The organism is Streptomyces sp. NPDC051320 (genome assembly GCF_040682175.1).
Classification (GTDB): Bacteria; Actinomycetota; Actinomycetes; order Streptomycetales; family Streptomycetaceae; genus Streptomyces.
This window is the reverse complement of record NZ_JBFBAL010000001.1, coordinates 333,292-349,720: the sequence shown is the minus strand read 5'-3', so window position 1 is coordinate 349,720 and position 16,429 is coordinate 333,292. Positions and strand designations below refer to the sequence as shown.

The following is a 16,429-nucleotide window of genomic DNA, read 5'->3' as shown; positions in this document are numbered from 1 at the left end:
GAGAAGCGGGGCTGACACAATGGGGCAAGCTTGTGCGTACTTTCACAAGATCACGCACCCGCCGGCCCCCCGTCGCCCGCTGCCGAAGGTTTCCTCCGTGGACATCAAGACCGCATCCGCAATCCGCCGCCTCCGTCTGGTCTCCGCCCCCGAGGCGGTTTCGTTCCTGCTGCTGCTCGTCTGCTCCGTGCTCAAGCGGACGACGGACTTCAACGCGGTGCCGGTGATGGGCATGGTGCACGGCGTGCTCTTCGTGCTGTACGTGCTCTTCTGGGCGGACGCCTGGAACCGCACCAAGTGGTCCGCGAAGAGGGGCATCCTCTACTTCGTGCTCTCGGTGCTGCCCACCGGCGGCTTCTTCGCCGAGCGCAAGCTGCGCCGCGAAGCCGAGGACGCGGTCATCGCCTCCCGCGCCCGCCGCGAGGGCGTGGTCACGTCGTGATCGTCGCCTTCTCGGTCTCCCCGCTCGGCGTCGGCGAGGACGTCGGCGAGTATGTCGCCGATGCGGTCCGTGTCGTACGGGAGTCGGGGCTCCCCAACCGCACGGACGCCATGTTCACCTCGATCGAAGGTGAGTGGGACGAGGTGATGGCGGTGGTCAAGCGCGCCGTCGCCGTGGTCGAGGAACGCTCACCGCGTGTCTCGCTGGTACTCAAGGCGGACATCAGGCCGGGCGTCACGGACGGCCTGACGTCCAAGGTCGCGACCGTCGAGCGGCACCTCGCCGAATAAGTTGGTCCACCCCCGGCGACCGAGGGGCGAGACGGGGCTGACCGTCATATGACCGGCCGGTAGGGTCGACGCCGTGCCGAAGCCGCTCAGTCTTGCCTTCGATCCCATCGCGCGCGCCGACGAACTCTGGCAGCAGCGCTGGGGGCCCGTCCCTTCGATGGCCGCGATCACCTCCATCATGCGTGCGCACCAGATCCTGCTCGCGGAGGTGGACGCGGTCGTCAAGCCGTACGGGCTGACCTTCGCCCGCTATGAGGCGCTGGTGCTGCTCACCTTCTCCAAGGCCGGCGAACTGCCGATGTCCAAGATCGGTGAGCGGCTGATGGTGCATCCCACCTCGGTGACGAACACCGTCGACCGGCTGGTGAGGTCCGGACTTGTCGACAAGCGCCCCAATCCGAACGACGGGCGCGGCACGCTGGCCTCCATCACCGACAAGGGCCGTGAGGTGGTCGAGGCGGCCACCAAGGAGCTGATGGAGATGGACTTCGGGCTCGGCGCGTACGACGCGGAGGAGTGCGGCGAGATCTTCGCGATGCTCAGGCCGCTGCGGGTGGCCGCGGAGGATTTCGAGGAGCGCTGACCACGGCTCCCGGTGGCGACCCGCCCGAAGATCGCCCGTTGCGTCCGGTTACGCTCGAGTGCATGAAACGAAGCGTGCTGACCCGCTACCGGGTGATGGCCTACGTCACCGGTGTGCTGCTGGTCCTGCTGACCCTCGGCGTCATCGCCAAGTACCTCCTGGACATCAACGGGGCGACCGGTTTCGTCAGCGTCGTCGGTATCGCGCACGGCTGGCTGTACGTGGTGTACCTGATCTTCGCCTTCGATCTGGGCTCCAAGGCCAAGTGGCCGGTGGCCAAGCAGATCTGGGTGCTGCTGGCCGGGACCGTTCCGACGGCGGCCTTCTTCGTCGAGCGCAAGGTCTCCCGGGAGCTCGAGCCCCTGGTCAGGGACCCGGCCCCGGTCGCAGCCAAGGCGTAGTTCCGAGCCGCCCGCGCACCGCGCGGGCGGTCCCCCTTCGACAGATACTAGGACGTCCAAGTATCTTCGGTGGTATGGACGCTCACGCCATCGAAGAGGGCCGCCGACGCTGGCAGGCCAGGTACGACAAGGCCCGTAAGCGGGACGCCGATTTCTCCACGCTCTCCGGGGACCCGGTGGACCCGGTCTACGGGCCCCGGCCCGGCGACACGTACGAGGGGTTCGAGCGGATCGGCTGGCCGGGTGAGTACCCGTACACCCGCGGTCTGTACCCCACCGGCTATCGAGGCCGCACGTGGACGATCCGGCAGTTCGCCGGCTTCGGGAACGCGCGGCAGACCAACGAGCGCTACAAGAAGATCCTGGCCAACGGGGGCGGTGGCCTGTCCGTCGCGTTCGACATGCCGACGCTGATGGGCCGCGACTCGGACGAGCCGAAGTCGCTGGGCGAGGTCGGTCACTGCGGCGTCGCCATCGACTCGGCCGCCGACATGGAGGTCCTCTTCCAGGACATCCCGCTCGGCGACGTCACCACATCGATGACGATCAGCGGCCCGGCCGTGCCGGTCTTCTGCATGTACCTGGTGGCCGCCGAGCGCCAGGGTATCGACCCGGCCGTGCTCAACGGGACGCTCCAGACGGACATCTTCAAGGAGTACATCGCCCAGAAGGAGTGGCTCTTCCAGCCCGAGCCGCATCTGCGTCTCATCGGCGATCTGATGGAGCACTGCGCGGCCGCCATCCCCGCGTACAAGCCGCTCTCGGTCTCTGGTTACCACATCCGCGAAGCGGGCTCGACGGCCGCGCAGGAGCTCGCGTACACGCTGGCGGACGGTTTCGGCTACGTGGAGCTCGGACTCTCCCGCAGCCTGGACGTGGACGTCTTCGCGCCGGGCCTCTCCTTCTTCTTCGACGCACACGTCGACTTCTTCGAGGAGATCGCCAAGTTCCGCGCGGCCCGCCGGATCTGGGCCCGCTGGATGAAGGACGTGTACGGCGCGCAGAGCGAAAAGGCGCAGTGGCTGCGCTTCCACACCCAGACGGCCGGTGTCTCGCTGACCGCGCAGCAGCCGTACAACAACGTGGTCCGTACGGCGGTCGAGGCGCTGGCCGCGGTGCTCGGCGGCACCAACTCCCTGCACACCAACGCGCTGGACGAGACCCTCGCCCTGCCGAGCGAGCAGGCGGCGGAGATCGCCCTGCGAACCCAGCAGGTGCTGATGGAGGAGACCGGCGTGGCCAACGTGGCGGACCCGCTGGGCGGTTCCTGGTACATCGAGCAGCTCACCGACCGGATCGAGGCCGACGCCGAGAAGATCTTCGACCAGATCAAGGAACGCGGCCTGCGGGCCCACCCGGACGGGCAGCACCCCATCGGCCCGATGACCTCCGGCATCCTGCGGGGCATCGAGGACGGCTGGTTCACCGGCGAGATCGCCGAATCGGCTTTCCAGTACCAGCGTTCGGTCGAGAAGGGCGACAAGCGTGTCGTCGGCGTCAACTGCCACCACGGATCGGTCACCGGCGATCTGGAGATCCTCCGGGTCAGCCACGAGGTGGAGCGCGACCAGGTACGCGATCTGACCACCCGCAGGGCCGCCCGCGACGAGACCCGCGTCCGCGCCATGCTCGACGCGATGCTGGCCGCCGCCCGGGGCGGCTCGAACATGATCGAGCCGATGCTGGACGCGGTACGGGCGGAGGCGACGCTGGGCGAGATCTGCGGGGTACTGCGCGAGGAGTGGGGCGTCTACACGGAGCCGCCCGGGTTCTGACGGGTCACCGTCGTGGGGGCGGCGGCTCCGATGCCGGCCGCCCCCGGCGGGGCCGCCGGGGTCAGCCCCGTACACAGCAGCAAAGTGAAGTCCCGCGCCCAGGTGGCGTCGACCGGTTCGGCGCTGATCAGGGCGCGGTGCACCACCGCTCCGGCGACCACGTCGAAAATCAGGTCCGTCTGCCGGTCCGAGGCGTCCGGGTCGTCCTCGTAGGGGAGTTCGCCCCGCACCTGGGCGCGTTCGCGGCCCAGCGTCACCAGTCGCTTCTGCCGGTCCACGATCGCCGAGCGGATCCGGCCCCGCAGCGCCTCGTCGCCGATCGACTCCGCGACCACGGCCATCAGCGCCGTCTTGGTCTCGGGCCGGGCGAGAAGCGCCGCGAACTGCAGCACCACGCCCTCGATGTCGTCCGCCAGGCTGCCCCGGTCCGGCAGGTCGAGTTCGTCGAAGAGGACCGCGACCGCGTCCACCACGAGCTCGTTCTTGTTCGCCCAGCGCCGGTAGAGGGTCGTCTTCGCCACCCCGGCGCGGGTCGCCACATCGCCCATGGTCAGCCTGGACCAGCCCAGCTCCACCAGCGCCGCCCGCGTCGCATCGAGGATCGCGGTATCGGCCTCCGTGCTGCGCGGGCGACCCGTTCGGGCGTGTTTGCTGAAGGACATGCCCGCGACCATACCCGTCGGTAATTCCGGCGCCGTGAGTCAGATCACGAAAACTGGGAAACGAAAACACGCGCGCCGCTCGCGATCAACGAGTTACGCTACGAGTCGTAGCGTAAGGACCACGGATCACGCGACGACCACATGACGATCCACTGGCGCAGGGTGGGGACCCCGCGCCGCAACACGGTGAATCGGGCCGACAGCTTTTCGGAACGAGCGGCGGAGGGGGGAGGATGTACGTATGCAGCCTAGGAACATGTCCATGAGCGGCGTCGTCGACCTCGCCGCAGTGAAGGCCGCCGGCGAGGCCCGGCAGAAGGCGGAGCAGGCGCGCGCGCAAGCCGCCGAGCAGGGCGGCCCCGCGGCCGTCTCCGCAGCGTCCCTGGTGATCGATGTCGAAGAAGCGGGCTTCGAGCGCGATGTCATCCAGCGCTCCGCCGAAGTCCCGGTCGTCATCGACTTCTGGGCCGAGTGGTGCGAGCCGTGCAAGCAGCTCAGCCCGCTGCTCGAGCGGCTCGCCGTCGACTACAACGGCCGCTTCGTCCTCGCCAAGATCGACGTCGATGCCAACCAGATGCTGATGCAGCAGTTCGGGATCCAGGGGATCCCCGCCGTGTTCGCCGTTGTCGCGGGCCAGGCGCTGCCCCTCTTCCAGGGCGCCGCGCCCGAGGCGCAGATCCGCCAGACCCTGGACCAGTTGATCCAGGTCGGCGAGGAGCGTTTCGGTCTCACCGGCATCGCCGTCGACCCGGACGCCGCGCCGCCGGCCGGCGACGAGGCGCCCACCGCGGCGCCGGCGGGCCCCTACGACGCCCTGCTCGAAGCGGCCGTACAGGCGCTGGATGCCAACGACTTCGGTGGTGCCATCCAGGCGTACAAGAACGTGCTGGTCGACGATCCGGGCAATGAGGAGGCCAAACTCGGCCTGGCTCAGGCCGAGTTGCTTTCGCGCGTGCAGAAGCTGGATCCGCAGCAGGTGCGCAAGGACGCGGCGGAGAAGCCGACGGATGTCCCGACCCAGCTCGCCGCGGCCGATCTCGATCTGGTCGGCGGCCATGTGGAGGATGCCTTCGGGCGACTCGTCGAGACGGTGCAGCGCACTGCGAGTGACGACCGCGAGGCAGCCCGGGTGCATCTGCTGCACCTCTTCGAGGTGATCGGTTCGGAGGATCCGAGGGTCACCGCTGCGCGCTCCGCTCTCGCCCGCGTGCTGTTCTGAACAGTCACGCTGCTCTGAACAGTCACTAAACGTGCGCCACTGATGAGTTGTGGCTGACGATTTGGCGACACAGAGACAACAGACAGCCGCACTTTGCCAAAACTTGGCAATTGCGGTTGTCTGTTACTCGCAGTAAGCGGAGCGAGGGATTCTGCCCGAATGTGGGCGACTATCACCCCATGTGGCGACGGTGTCGGCCACACCCTGCGTGCCCGCTCGATATCCCCTGGTCGCGGTTCGGTTACCGGGCCGTTACTAGTCGGTAATGAGCCCCTTGTGTCACAGCCGCGAATGCACGACGATCGGCCACGCTCGGTCCAATAACGCACCAGCGCGGCATCCGGTCGCGCGGGTAACTTCTTGGGTCCCCACCGAGCCGGTCGGCGGCAGCAATGCCGGCCGGGGACAGGGGGGTTCCTGCTACCCGGCGGGGCCTGTCCAGCGGTTACGCGAAGGCGTGGCCAGTGGTTGTCGCTCGGGGGTGATCGCCAGTGCATCGGTCGCGGTTCCCGCTTCTGATACGGGCGCTCTCCTTCCCGAGGACGTAGCACTTCTCCCATCCCAGGACGGGCTCGACCCGATCCGGAGATGTACGTCCGAGAAGGAGGAAATTAGTGAGTTCCCAGATACGTGGCGGAACCAGATGGAAGCGGTTCGCGCTGGTCATGGTTCCGACCGTGGTCGCGACCGCAGCGGTGGGCGTCGGCCTGGCGCAGGGCGCGCTCGCCGCGTCGTTCAGCGTGTCCGGACAGAGCTTCAAGGTCACTGCGGACCAGCTGCACGGTCATAACTTCGTTCAGTACGGAAGCGTCGCCACCGGCAAGAGCCTTGACGGTAAGGACGCCGCGCACGCGGTGGCGGTGTCGGGCTTCAGCGACGCCACCATCACGAACATGTGCCAGTCGGTGGTCACTCCGAACCTGCCGTTCGGGCTCGGTGACGTCACCCTGCAGCTGCACGCAGGCACGGACGCCAAGCACCCGGTCGAGGCCACCAACCTCTACCTCGATGTCGAGAGCCTCGACGCCGACGCGACGTTCAAGAACATCGACATCGGTGTTGCGGCCGGCGACGCGGGCATCCAGAAGGGCACGGAGAAGAAGGTCAACCCCAACGGTTTCGCGCAGCGAGCCGAAGAGGCGACCCTGACTCACGTGAAGCAGACGGCGTGGGCGACCACGGCCGGCACCTTCAAGCTCAGCAACCTGAGCCTGCGGCTGAAGTCCGGCGACCAGGAGTGCTACTAAGCATGCCGGGGCGGCCGGGGGGCGCAGCACGTGTCTCCCGGCCGCCCGAATCTCTCTATCTCTCAGCAACACCGGTACCAGGGAGCTGTTTTCCATGAGCGCCGAGTCCACGGGTTCCCGCACCTTCACCTATTGGCGGCTTCGCTTCCACGACTGGCGGGGAAGCCGACCCTTCTGGGCGGGCCTGTTCACCCTGGCGGGCGGTGGGCCGATCATTTACTTCCCGTACGCCAACATGCACCTCGGGAACATGACGATCGCCATGTCCACCACCGGGGGCGCCGGGTCGCTGATCATCGGCGTACTGCTCATCACGCTCGGTGTGACGATGTGGTTCCACAGCGTCGTCAGGGTGTTCGCGGGCATCGCGGCGATCCTGCTCGCGCTGATCTCCCTCCCGGTGTCCAACATCGGCGGTTTCGTTCTCGGCTTCCTGCTCTCCGCGCTCGGTGGTGCACTCGCCCTCTCCTGGGCGCCCGCCAAGCCGGACAGGGCGCCGGCCGTGCCGACCGAGGGCGAGCCCGAGGGCGTGTCCCCGCAGGGCGGGACGCCTGACGGGCCGGAGCGCGTGAGCGGCTTCGACGCGTTCCAGCCGGCGGTCGTCCCCGGACAGCAGCCGGCCGCGCACAACGACGACACGACAGTGGATGCCAATGGTGGGAGGCACCGTGCGGGGTGACGAATCGCAGCTGAGTACCACCGAAGGCGACGACCTCTCCGAGCGAAGAGGGGGGCGTCACGCGGCCCCCCGGAAGTCGTTGCTGACGAAGCTGCACATTCCCACCAGCAAGGCGATAGCCCTTGCTGCGATGCCCACCGCGGTGGTCGTCGGGATGGGGCTCACCCCCAAGCTGGCGATGGCCGACGACAGCGGAGACATTCCGTTCGCGGCCGGCCCCTGCGTCACGCGTTCCGACCAGCCGAGCGATTCGGCGAAGCCCTCGGAATCGCCGAGCCCGTCCGCCAGTGCGTCGAGTTCGTCGTCCGCCGACAAGGCGAAGACGGCGGACAAGACGAAGACGGCCGATCAGGCGAAGGACGGGTCCGCGAGCACGTCGGCCGAGCCGTCTCCGTCGCCGACCGGGAGTGTGGCCAAGAAGTCCACCGCCTCCTCGTCGGACCAGTCGCCGACCGCGTCGAAGACGAAGAACCCGCTGGACCCGCTGGGTGTCGGTGACGCGCTCAGCAGCTTGCTCGGCGGCGGCTCGGACAAGGACACGGCCAGTCCGTCCCCGACTCCGTCGGCCTCCGCGTCGAGCGACGCGTCCAAGGCGTCCGACGATGCCGCCAAGACGGACGCCTCCACGACGGTCGACAAGACCGTCTCGAAGGTCACGGACACGGTCAGCGCCGCTGCGAAGAAGACGGCGGACGACACCGCCCAGAAGATTCGCGACGCGGCGGCCCAGGCCGGCAAGTCCGTCGAGGAACTGCCTGCGGACGCCAAGGGGCTGGCTCCGAAGGCGGACACCGCGATACCGGACGGCGCCAAGCCGTCCTTCCCGTGCCCCACCGCGGACCCCAAGGCGCTCGCCGCGGCCGACCTGGAGCAGGGCATCCCCGCTCTTCCGGACGATGCGTGGACGCTGAAGAGCTCGATGCTCACCCTCAGTGGTCTCGACTACAAGGGCATCGTCGAGGTCCGGACCGGCAGCGGAAAGATCAAGAAGGTTCTCAAGTTCACCTCGAAGTCGGTGGACATCAAGGACCTGCACCAGTTGACGGTCGGCCCGAACGGCTCGACCGGCCACGTGAAGGCGGCCGCCGGCTCGACGTCCACGATCCGCAACGGCACGGTCACCATGTACACGGAGTCGCTGAAGGGCAACCTCTTCGGCCTCATCCCGATCACGTTCAGCCCCGAGACCCCGCCACCCATCAACGTGCCGTTCGCCTTCTTCACGAACGTCACGGTGAAGCAGGCGGGCCAGTTCGGCGGCACGCTCACGGTCCCCGGCCTTCAGAACTACTTCACCGGCGCCTGATCCGCCGTCCGAAGCACCGCCAGGGAGCCGCGGAAACGACGGTGGCCCGCACCCCTCGATTCGGGGTGCGGGCCACCGTCATGACGGCCGACGGCGGGACTACGCGCTCTCGCCGCCGAGGTGGTGCACCCGGACCATGTTGGTGGTGCCGGGGACGCCGGGGGGCGAACCGGCGGTGATGACCATCTTGTCGCCGTCGCTGTAACGCTTGAGCTTCAGCAGTTCGGCGTCGACGATCTCGACCATCGCGTCGGTGTTGTCCACGTGCGGGACGACGTGGGACTCGACGCCCCAGCTCAGCGTGAGCTGACAGCGGATCGACTCGTCCGTGGTGAAGGCCAGGATCGGCTGGCAGGTGCGGTAGCGGGAGAGGCGTCGGGCCGTGTCGCCGGACTGGGTGAAGGCGACCAGCGCCTTGGCGTCGAGGAAGTCCGCGATCTCACAGGCCGCGCGGGCCACCGAGCCGCCCTGGGTGCGCGGTTTCTTGCCGGGGACCAGGGGCTGGAGGCCCTTGGAGAGCAGCTCCTCCTCGGCCGCCACGACGATCTTCGACATGGTCTTGACGGTCTCGATCGGGTAGGCACCGACCGAGGACTCGGCGGAGAGCATGACCGCGTCCGCGCCGTCCAGGATGGCGTTGGCGACGTCGGAGGCCTCGGCGCGCGTCGGGCGCGAGTTGGTGATCATCGATTCCATCATCTGGGTCGCGACGATCACCGGCTTGGCGTTGCGGCGGCAGAGCTCGATGAGGCGCTTCTGCACCATCGGGACCTTCTCGAGCGGGTACTCGACGGCCAGGTCGCCACGGGCGACCATGACGCCGTCGAAGGCCGCGACGACGCCCTCCATGTTGGCGACGGCCTGCGGCTTCTCGACCTTGGCGATGACCGGGACCCGGCGGCCCTCCTCGTCCATGATCTTGTGGACGTCCCGCACATCGCCGGCGTCGCGTACGAAGGAGAGCGCCACCAGGTCGCAGCCCATCCGCAGCGCGAAGCGCAGGTCCTCGATGTCCTTCTCGGACAGGGCGGGGACGTTCACCGCCGCCCCGGGCAGGTTGATGCCCTTGTGGTCCGAGATGACACCGCCCTCGATGACGATGGTCTTGACCTGCGAGCCCTCGACCGAGGTGACCTTGAGCTCGACGTTTCCGTCGTTGATCAGGATCGGGTCGCCCTTGGCGACATCCCCGGGCAGACCCTTGTACGTGGTGCCGCAGATGGTCCGGTCGCCGGCCACGTCGTCGGAGGTGATGGTGAACTCGTCACCGCGCACCAGCTCGACGGGGCCCTCGGCGAAGGTCTCGAGGCGGATCTTCGGGCCCTGCAGGTCGGCGAGCACACCCACCGCGTGACCGGAGGCCTCCGCGGCTTTCCGGACACGGTGATACCGCTCCTCGTGCTCAGCGTGGGACCCATGGCTCATATTCAGGCGGGCCACATTCATACCGGCCTCGATGAGCGTTTTCAGCTGCTCATAGGAGTCGACGGCAGGGCCCAGTGTGCAGACGATTTTGGAACGGCGCATGGGGCGGATCCTATCGGTTTGTTTCGCTGCGGAATATTCCGCCTGGTGGAAAGTACAAATGGGCGAGATGGCGCTCAGGTGTCAGCCGTTGACCAGGGCATGAACCTGTTGGGCAATTTCAAGTTCTTCGTCCGTCGGGACAACGGCGACCGCCACCCGGGAGCCGGCCGGGGAGATCAGCCGGGCCTGGTCGGAACGTACGGCATTGAGCTCGGGATCCACCGCAGGACCCAGCCCCTCCAGGCCCGCGACGGCCGCTGCGCGCACCGGCGCCGAGTTCTCCCCGACGCCCGCGGTGAACGCCACGGCGTCCACCCGGCCCAGCACGGCCGTATACGCGCCGATGTACTTCTTCAGCCGCTGGACGTACAGGGCGAAGGCCAGCCGGGCTCGCTCATCGCCCTCGTCGATACGCCGCACGATCTCCCGCATGTCGTTGTCGCCGCACAGTCCGACCAGGCCGCTCTTCTTGTTCAGCAGCACATCGATCTCGTCGATCGACATCCCGGCCACCCGGGCCAGATGGAAGATCACGGCCGGATCGGTGTCACCCGACCGCGTACCCATCACCAGACCTTCCAAGGGGGTGAGTCCCATCGAGGTGTCCACGCACACCCCGCCGGCCACCGCCGATGCCGACGCGCCGTTGCCGAGATGCAGGACGATGACGTTGACGTCCCGCGGTGCCTTGCCCAGCAGCGCCGCGGTCTTCCGGGAGACGTACGCGTGCGAGGTGCCGTGGAAGCCGTAACGGCGGATGCGGTGCGCGTCCGCGGTCTCCACGTCGATGGCGTAGCGGGCCGCGTACTCCGGCATCGTGGTGTGGAAGGCCGTGTCGAACACGGCGACCTGCGGCAGGTCGGGCCGCAGCTCCCGCGCCGTGCGGATACCGATGATGTTGGCCGGGTTGTGCAGCGGGGCGACCGGCACCAGCCGTTCGATCTCCTTGAGCACCGCATCGTCCACCACGGTCGGCGCGGTGAACCGCAGCCCGCCGTGCACCACCCGGTGGCCGATCGCGGCCAGCTCGGGAGAGTCCAGACCGAGACCGTCGGCGGCCAGTTCGGCGGCGACCGCCTTCAGGGCCGCCGTATGGTCGGCGATCGGCCCGTTCCGCTCCCGGGCCTCACCGCCGCTGAACAGCGGGGTGTGCTTGAACCGGGAGGTCTCCTCACCGATCCGCTCCACCAGACCCACGGCGAGCCGCACGTTGTCCGCCATGTCGAGCAGCTGGTACTTCACCGACGAGGACCCGGAGTTGAGCACCAGGATGCGGGTGGCGGTCATATGGAACCCTCCTGGCCCTGGGCCTGGATCGCGGTGATCGCGACGGTGTTGACGATGTCCACGACGAGCGCGCCGCGCGAGAGGTCGTTGACCGGCTTGCGCAGCCCCTGCAGTACCGGACCGACGGCCACGGCCCCGGCCGAACGCTGCACCGCCTTGTACGTGTTGTTGCCGGTGTTGAGGTCCGGGAAGATCAGCACGCTGGCCTGACCGGCGACCTCGGAGTCCGGCATCTTGGTCGCCGCGACGGACGGCTCGACCGCCGCGTCGTACTGGATCGGCCCCTCGATCCGCAGATCCGGGCGGGCCGCCCGGACCAGCTCGGTGGCCTGGCGGACCTTGTCGACGTCCGCGCCGGAGCCCGAGGTTCCGGTGGAGTACGAGAGCATCGCGATCCGCGGCTGCACGCCGAACCGGGCCGCGGTGGCGGCCGCCTGGACGGCGATGTCCGCCAGCTGGTCCGCGTCGGGGTCCGGATTGACCGCGCAGTCGCCGTACACCAGCACCTTGTCGGCCAGGCACATGAAGAAGACGGACGACACGATCGAGGCTTCCGGCTTGGTCTTGATGATCTCGAAAGCGGGCCGGATGGTCGCCGCCGTGGAGTGCACCGCGCCGGACACCATGCCGTCGGCCAGCCCCTCCTGGACCATCAGCGTGCCGAAGTACGAGACGTCGGCGACCACGTCGTAGGCCAGCTCGACGGTGACGCCCTTGTGCTCCCGCAGTTTCGCGTACACCTCGGCGAACCGCTGGCGCAGCTCGGACGTCTCGGGGTCCACGATGTCGGCCTTCAACAGATCGACGCCCAGGTCGGCGGCCTTCTTGCGGATGGTGTCCACGTCACCCAGCAGCGTCAGATCGCAGACGCCGCGGCGCAGCAGGACGTCCGCGGCCCGCAGCACCCGCTCCTCGGTCCCCTCCGGCAGCACCACGCGGCGGCGGTCGGCGCGCGCGGTCTCCAGAAGGTCGTGCGCGAACATCATCGGGGTGACCCGGCCGCTGCGCGCCACCGAGAGCCGGCTCAGCAGGCCCGCGGTATCGACATGACGCTCGAAGAGGCCCAGCGCGGTCTCCGCCTTGCGTGGCGTGGCCGCGGTCATCCGGCCCTCCAGGGAGAAGAGCTCACCCGCGGTGGGGAACGAGCCCTCGGTGACCGCGACCACCGGAGTGCCCGGTGCCAGCCGGTCGGCGAGGGTGAGGATCTCCGGGCCGGGACGCTCGTTCAGGGTCAGCAGCAGGCCGGCGATCGGCGGGGTTCCCGCACTGTGCGCGGCGAGCGAGCCCACCACCAGATCGGCGCGGTCTCCCGGGGTCACCACCAGGCAGCCCGGCGTCAGGGCGTTGAGGAAGTTCGGCAGCATCGCGCCGCCGAAGACGAAGTCCAGCGCGTCCCTGGCCAGCCCGGAGTCGTCACCGAGCAGCACCGTGCCGCCGAGCGCGCGGGTGATCTGGGCGACCGTCGGAGCAGCCAGGGCCGGCTCGTCGGGCAGCACCGAGCAGTCCACCGGGAGCTGCGTCTGCAGGCCTTCGGCGATGGCCGCGCGGTCCACCGGGGCGACCCGGTTGGCGACCATGGTGATGACGTCGCAGCCGAGCACGTCGTAGGCGCGGTAGGCATTGCGCGTCTCGGCGCGTACGGACTCGGCGGTCTGGCCCTTGCCGCCGACCACCGGGATCACCGAAGCGCCGAATTCGTTGGCGAGCCGGGCGTTGAGCGCCAGCTCGTCGGGGAGCTGGGTGGCCGCGAAGTCGGTACCCAGGACGAGGACCACCTCGTAGTCCCGCGCCACCTCGTGGAAGCGGCCGACCAGCCGGGAGACGAGTTCGTCGGTGCCCTGTTCGGCCTGCAGGGCGGACGCCTCCCGGTAGTCCATCCCGTAGACCGACGCCGGGTCCTGGCTCAGCCGGTACCGCGACCTGAGCAGGTCGAACATCAGATCGGGTCCGTCGTGCACCAGTGGCCGGAACACGCCCACCCGGTCCACCTGGCGGGTCAGCAACTCCATGACCCCCAGCTCCACGACCTGGCGGCCGTCGCCGCGATCGATCCCGGTCACGTACACGCTGCGCGTCACGCGTGCTCTCCGTCCTTGCTCTTCCGGCCGTGCTGCCGGCCTTGCTCTTCCGGGGCATTCCGTAGGGGGCGAGCCGGTCCCCACCGCCCCCTGAGGCCGGGCGCGCCTTCTTGACAGTACCCTCGGGCCTGGGTACGTCGCCTGTCCACGGAGTGGCGGGGAACGCGTCACTCCGACAGGCCGTGGAAGAATCGGAATGGCTCAGAGGTACCACGAGGAGCAGGAGACACAGCACGATGCGCATCGGAGTCCTCACCGCAGGCGGCGACTGCCCCGGCCTGAACGCAGTCATCCGTTCGGTCGTGCACCGTGCCGTGGCCGGCCACAACGACGAGATCATCGGTTTCGAGGACGGTTTCAAGGGTCTGCTCGACGGCCACTACCGCCCCCTGGACCTCAACGAGGTCAGCGGCATCCTGGCCCGCGGCGGTACGATCCTCGGCTCCGCCCGCCTGGAACGCGACCGGCTCCGCGAGGCCGCCGAGAACTGCGCCGAGCTCACCGAGCGCTACGGCATCGACGCGCTGATCCCCATCGGCGGCGAGGGCACGCTCACCGCCGCCCGGATGCTCTCCGACGCGGGCATGCCGGTGGTGGGCGTACCGAAGACCATCGACAACGACATCTCGGGCACCGACCGCACCTTCGGCTTCGACACCGCGGTCGGCGTCGCGACCGAGGCGATCGACCGGCTGAAGACCACCGCCGAGTCGCACCAGCGAGTGATGGTCGTCGAGGTGATGGGCCGGCACGCCGGCTGGATCGCCCTGGAGTCCGGGATGGCCGGCGGCGCGCACGGGATCTGCCTGCCCGAGCGTCGCTTCGAGGTCGACGACCTGGTCAAGATGGTCGAGGAGCGCTTCGCCCGCCGCAAGCGCTTCGCGGTCATCTGCGTCGCTGAAGGCGCGCACCCCGCCGAGGGCTCCATGCCGTACGAGAAGGGCACCATCGATCAGTACGGCCACGAACGCTTCGCCGGCATCGGCACTCGGCTTGCCCTCGAACTGGAGAAGCGGCTGGGCAAGGAGGCCCGCCCGGTCATCCTCGGCCACGTCCAGCGCGGCGGCACCCCCACCGCGTACGACAGGGTGCTGGCGACCCGCTTCGGCTGGCACGCGGTGGAGGCGGTGCACCGCGGCGACTTCGGCAACATGACGGCGCTGCACGGCACGGACATCACGATGGTGCCGCTGGCTGACGCGGTGACGCATCTGAAGACGGTCGACGGGAGCCGGATGTTCGAGGCGGAGTCGGTCTTCTAGTGCGGTGACCGGCCTTCAGGGCCGGCGTGCCTCCAGCGCTTCTGCGGGCCCGCCCGGCTCCGCGATGCCGTGGCTCATGCCGGCGCCGTCGCGGGCGGTTGTCGTCGGCCCTCGCCCGTGGCCCGGAAGTCCCGGGAGCCGGGTGCTCGCTCGACGGGCCGGGCCACGCGACACTCCCGCGGAGCGGCCCGTCGGTGTGCCCGCGGAAGCGTCTTCACGAGCACCGTTTTTCCTTCGGAAAGCAAAAGTGCATCGAAATCAGCAAAAGTTCTTTCCTGTCCGGTGGTCCGATGTTACGGTCCCCGTGAAGTCGCGCTCCTGCCCTCCCGGGCCGTGGCGCGGACAGCTGCCGACGACGGCGGGAGGGGTGACGTGAGGCGTATGACAGCTCGTCCGGCCAACATGCACCAAGCGCGGTTGCTTCATATTCTCCGCGACCTGGGGCCGCAATCGCGGGCCGCGCTCGGGGACCACGTCGACCTTTCGCGTTCGAAGCTGGCGGTGGAGACCGACCGCCTGCTGGAGACCGGACTCGTGGTTCAGGACGGTCTCGCCGCGTCGAGGGGCGGTCGGCGTTCGCACAACATGCGCGTGGCACCGACGCTGCGTTTTCTCGGCGTTGACATCGGCGCTACCTCGGTGGACGTCGCGGTCACCAACGCCGAACTGAAGGTCCTCGGCCACCTGACCCAGCCTCTGGACGTGCGGGAGGGCCCGGTCGCCGTCTTCGAGCAAGTGCTCGCCATGGCCGCCAAACTGCGCGACGCCGGCACGATTGACCACTACGACGGTGCCGGGATCGGGGTACCCGGCCCGGTGCGCTTCCCGGAAGGAGTACCGGTCGCTCCACCGATCATGCCGGGCTGGGACGGTTTTCCCGTCCGGGAGGCGATGAGCCAGGAACTGGGCTGCCCGGTCCTGGTGGACAACGACGTGAACCTGATGGCGCTGGGCGAGCAGCATTCGGGGGTGGCCCGCAGCGCACGCGACTTCCTGTACGTCAAGATCGGTACCGGTATCGGTTGCGGGATCGTGGTGGGTGGCACCGTGCACCGTGGGGTCACCGGCAGTGCGGGCGACATCGGGCACATCCGGGTGGAGCCGGACGGCTTGCCCTGTGCCTGTGGCAACCGAGGCTGTCTGGAGGCGTACTTCGGGGGCAACGCCCTGGTACGGGACGCCACAGCCGTCGCGGAGGAGACCGGCCGCTCGCCGGAACTGGCCGCCCGGTTGGCGGCGGCGGGCCGGCTCACCTCGGCCGATGTGGCGGCCGCAGCCGGGACCGGCGACGGTGCCGCCCTGGATCTGATCCGCCAGGGCGGCGCCCGCACCGGTCAGGTGATCGCCGGCCTGGTCAGTTTCTTCAATCCCGGGCTGGTGGTGATCGGAGGCGGACTCACCGGCCTGGGCCATACCCTGCTGGCGAGCATCCGCACCCAGGTCTACCAGCAGTCCCTACCGCTGGCGACCGGCAGTCTGCCGATCGTCCTCAGTGAACTCGGCTCCACCGCCGGCGTGGTGGGCGCCACCCGAATGATCAGCGACCACGTCTTCTCACCCGCCTGACACAGCGACAGGACGGTGCGGACGCGCGCCGTCGCCCAGCACGCCCCGAAGGTGGACGTCTCGCGCCCTTGCGGGACCGCGCCCCGTAAGACTCCGTACAACGGA

General features: G+C 68.8%; 15 protein-coding genes. 11 read left to right on the top strand and 4 right to left on the bottom strand.

The genetic code is table 11. From position 1 onward, the window contains the following. Positions 1-97 precede the first annotated feature (97 nt). The 5 genes from AB0M87_RS01550 to AB0M87_RS01530 all read left to right on the top strand — a co-directional run bounded on the left by AB0M87_RS01550 (position 98) and on the right by AB0M87_RS01530 (position 3,491). Positions 98-442, top strand: coding sequence for a DUF3817 domain-containing protein (locus tag AB0M87_RS01550; protein ID WP_365849204.1), 345 nt, complete (start codon positions 98-100; stop codon positions 440-442). Further along, a complete protein-coding gene (locus AB0M87_RS01545) occupies positions 439-732 on the top strand; it encodes an MTH1187 family thiamine-binding protein (RefSeq protein WP_365849203.1) in 294 nt (97 codons plus the stop codon). Before AB0M87_RS01550 ends, AB0M87_RS01545 begins: the two co-directional genes overlap by 4 nt. A 73-nt stretch (positions 733-805) precedes the next feature. Further along, positions 806-1,315, top strand: coding sequence for a MarR family transcriptional regulator (locus AB0M87_RS01540; protein ID WP_365849201.1), 510 nt, complete (start codon positions 806-808; stop codon positions 1,313-1,315). Positions 1,316-1,377: 62 nt separating this feature from the next. Further along, on the top strand, positions 1,378-1,716 hold the full coding sequence (locus AB0M87_RS01535; RefSeq protein WP_365849199.1) for a DUF3817 domain-containing protein: 339 nt from the start codon (positions 1,378-1,380) through the stop codon (positions 1,714-1,716). 74 nt (positions 1,717-1,790) lie between these two features. Continuing rightward, the gene (locus tag AB0M87_RS01530) at positions 1,791-3,491 is read left to right on the top strand and encodes a methylmalonyl-CoA mutase family protein (RefSeq protein WP_365849197.1); all 1,701 of its coding nucleotides are present in this window, start codon (positions 1,791-1,793) and stop codon (positions 3,489-3,491) included. Here the strand turns inward: AB0M87_RS01530 and AB0M87_RS01525 are convergent. Then, the gene (locus tag AB0M87_RS01525) at positions 3,467-4,153 is read right to left on the bottom strand and encodes a TetR/AcrR family transcriptional regulator (RefSeq protein WP_365849196.1); all 687 of its coding nucleotides are present in this window, start codon (positions 4,151-4,153) and stop codon (positions 3,467-3,469) included. The two genes, AB0M87_RS01530 and AB0M87_RS01525, sit on opposite strands and share 25 nt — an antisense overlap. A gap of 241 nt (positions 4,154-4,394) precedes the next feature. Here AB0M87_RS01525 and AB0M87_RS01520 point away from each other — a divergent pair, with 241 nt between their 5' ends. The 4 genes from AB0M87_RS01520 to AB0M87_RS01505 all read left to right on the top strand — a co-directional run bounded on the left by AB0M87_RS01520 (position 4,395) and on the right by AB0M87_RS01505 (position 8,604). Continuing rightward, the gene (locus tag AB0M87_RS01520; protein WP_365849195.1) at positions 4,395-5,372 is read left to right on the top strand and encodes a tetratricopeptide repeat protein; all 978 of its coding nucleotides are present in this window, start codon (positions 4,395-4,397) and stop codon (positions 5,370-5,372) included. A 614-nt stretch (positions 5,373-5,986) separates the two neighbouring features. Beyond that, positions 5,987-6,619 (top strand): DUF6230 family protein, encoded by a 633-nt coding sequence (locus tag AB0M87_RS01515; protein ID WP_365849193.1) that lies wholly within the window; start codon positions 5,987-5,989, stop codon positions 6,617-6,619. A gap of 94 nt (positions 6,620-6,713) precedes the next feature. Beyond that, a complete protein-coding gene (locus tag AB0M87_RS01510; RefSeq protein ID WP_365849191.1) occupies positions 6,714-7,298 on the top strand; it encodes a DUF6114 domain-containing protein in 585 nt (194 codons plus the stop codon). Further along, positions 7,288-8,604: a hypothetical protein gene (locus AB0M87_RS01505; RefSeq protein ID WP_365849190.1), complete on the top strand. Its 1,317-nt coding sequence runs from the start codon at positions 7,288-7,290 to the stop codon at positions 8,602-8,604. The genes AB0M87_RS01510 and AB0M87_RS01505 overlap by 11 nt, the downstream gene beginning before the upstream one ends. 99 nt (positions 8,605-8,703) lie before the next feature. Here AB0M87_RS01505 and pyk read toward each other — a convergent pair whose 3' ends face one another. The 3 genes from pyk to pta all read right to left on the bottom strand — a co-directional run bounded on the left by pyk (position 8,704) and on the right by pta (position 13,496). Further along, entirely contained in the window at positions 8,704-10,131 is a 1,428-nt protein-coding gene (pyk, locus tag AB0M87_RS01500; protein ID WP_365849189.1) for a pyruvate kinase, read from the bottom strand. Positions 10,132-10,212: 81 nt separating this feature from the next. After that, a complete protein-coding gene (locus AB0M87_RS01495; RefSeq protein WP_365849187.1) occupies positions 10,213-11,418 on the bottom strand; it encodes an acetate kinase in 1,206 nt (401 codons plus the stop codon). Then, positions 11,415-13,496 carry a phosphate acetyltransferase gene (pta, locus tag AB0M87_RS01490; protein WP_365849186.1) on the bottom strand — a complete coding sequence of 694 codons (2,082 nt, stop codon included), beginning with the start codon at positions 13,494-13,496 and terminating at the stop codon, positions 11,415-11,417. Before pta ends, AB0M87_RS01495 begins: the two co-directional genes overlap by 4 nt. 236 nt (positions 13,497-13,732) lie before the next feature. Here pta and AB0M87_RS01485 point away from each other — a divergent pair, with 236 nt between their 5' ends. Both AB0M87_RS01485 and AB0M87_RS01480 read left to right on the top strand, forming a co-directional pair. Continuing rightward, entirely contained in the window at positions 13,733-14,758 is a 1,026-nt protein-coding gene (locus tag AB0M87_RS01485) for an ATP-dependent 6-phosphofructokinase (RefSeq protein WP_365849185.1), read from the top strand. Between the two features lie 381 nt (positions 14,759-15,139). Next, positions 15,140-16,324: an ROK family transcriptional regulator gene (locus AB0M87_RS01480; RefSeq protein ID WP_365849184.1), complete on the top strand. Its 1,185-nt coding sequence runs from the start codon at positions 15,140-15,142 to the stop codon at positions 16,322-16,324. The last annotated feature ends 105 nt before the right edge of the window (positions 16,325-16,429 follow it).

Bases quoted from the DNA above. Each gene is read 5' to 3' on its own strand.
- AB0M87_RS01535 (WP_365849199.1), top strand. From the start codon at position 1,378: ATGAAACGAAGCGTGCTGACCCGCTACCGGGTGATGGCCTACGTCACC.
- AB0M87_RS01530 (WP_365849197.1), top strand. From the start codon at position 1,791: ATGGACGCTCACGCCATCGAAGAGGGCCGCCGACGCTGGCAGGCCAGG.
- AB0M87_RS01525 (WP_365849196.1), bottom strand. From the start codon at position 4,153: ATGTCCTTCAGCAAACACGCCCGAACGGGTCGCCCGCGCAGCACGGAG.
- AB0M87_RS01520 (WP_365849195.1), top strand. From the start codon at position 4,395: ATGCAGCCTAGGAACATGTCCATGAGCGGCGTCGTCGACCTCGCCGCA.
- AB0M87_RS01510 (WP_365849191.1), top strand. From the start codon at position 6,714: ATGAGCGCCGAGTCCACGGGTTCCCGCACCTTCACCTATTGGCGGCTT.
- pyk (WP_365849189.1), bottom strand. From the start codon at position 10,131: ATGCGCCGTTCCAAAATCGTCTGCACACTGGGCCCTGCCGTCGACTCC.
- AB0M87_RS01495 (WP_365849187.1), bottom strand. From the start codon at position 11,418: ATGACCGCCACCCGCATCCTGGTGCTCAACTCCGGGTCCTCGTCGGTG.
- AB0M87_RS01485 (WP_365849185.1), top strand. From the start codon at position 13,733: ATGCGCATCGGAGTCCTCACCGCAGGCGGCGACTGCCCCGGCCTGAAC.
- AB0M87_RS01480 (WP_365849184.1), top strand. From the start codon at position 15,140: ATGACAGCTCGTCCGGCCAACATGCACCAAGCGCGGTTGCTTCATATT.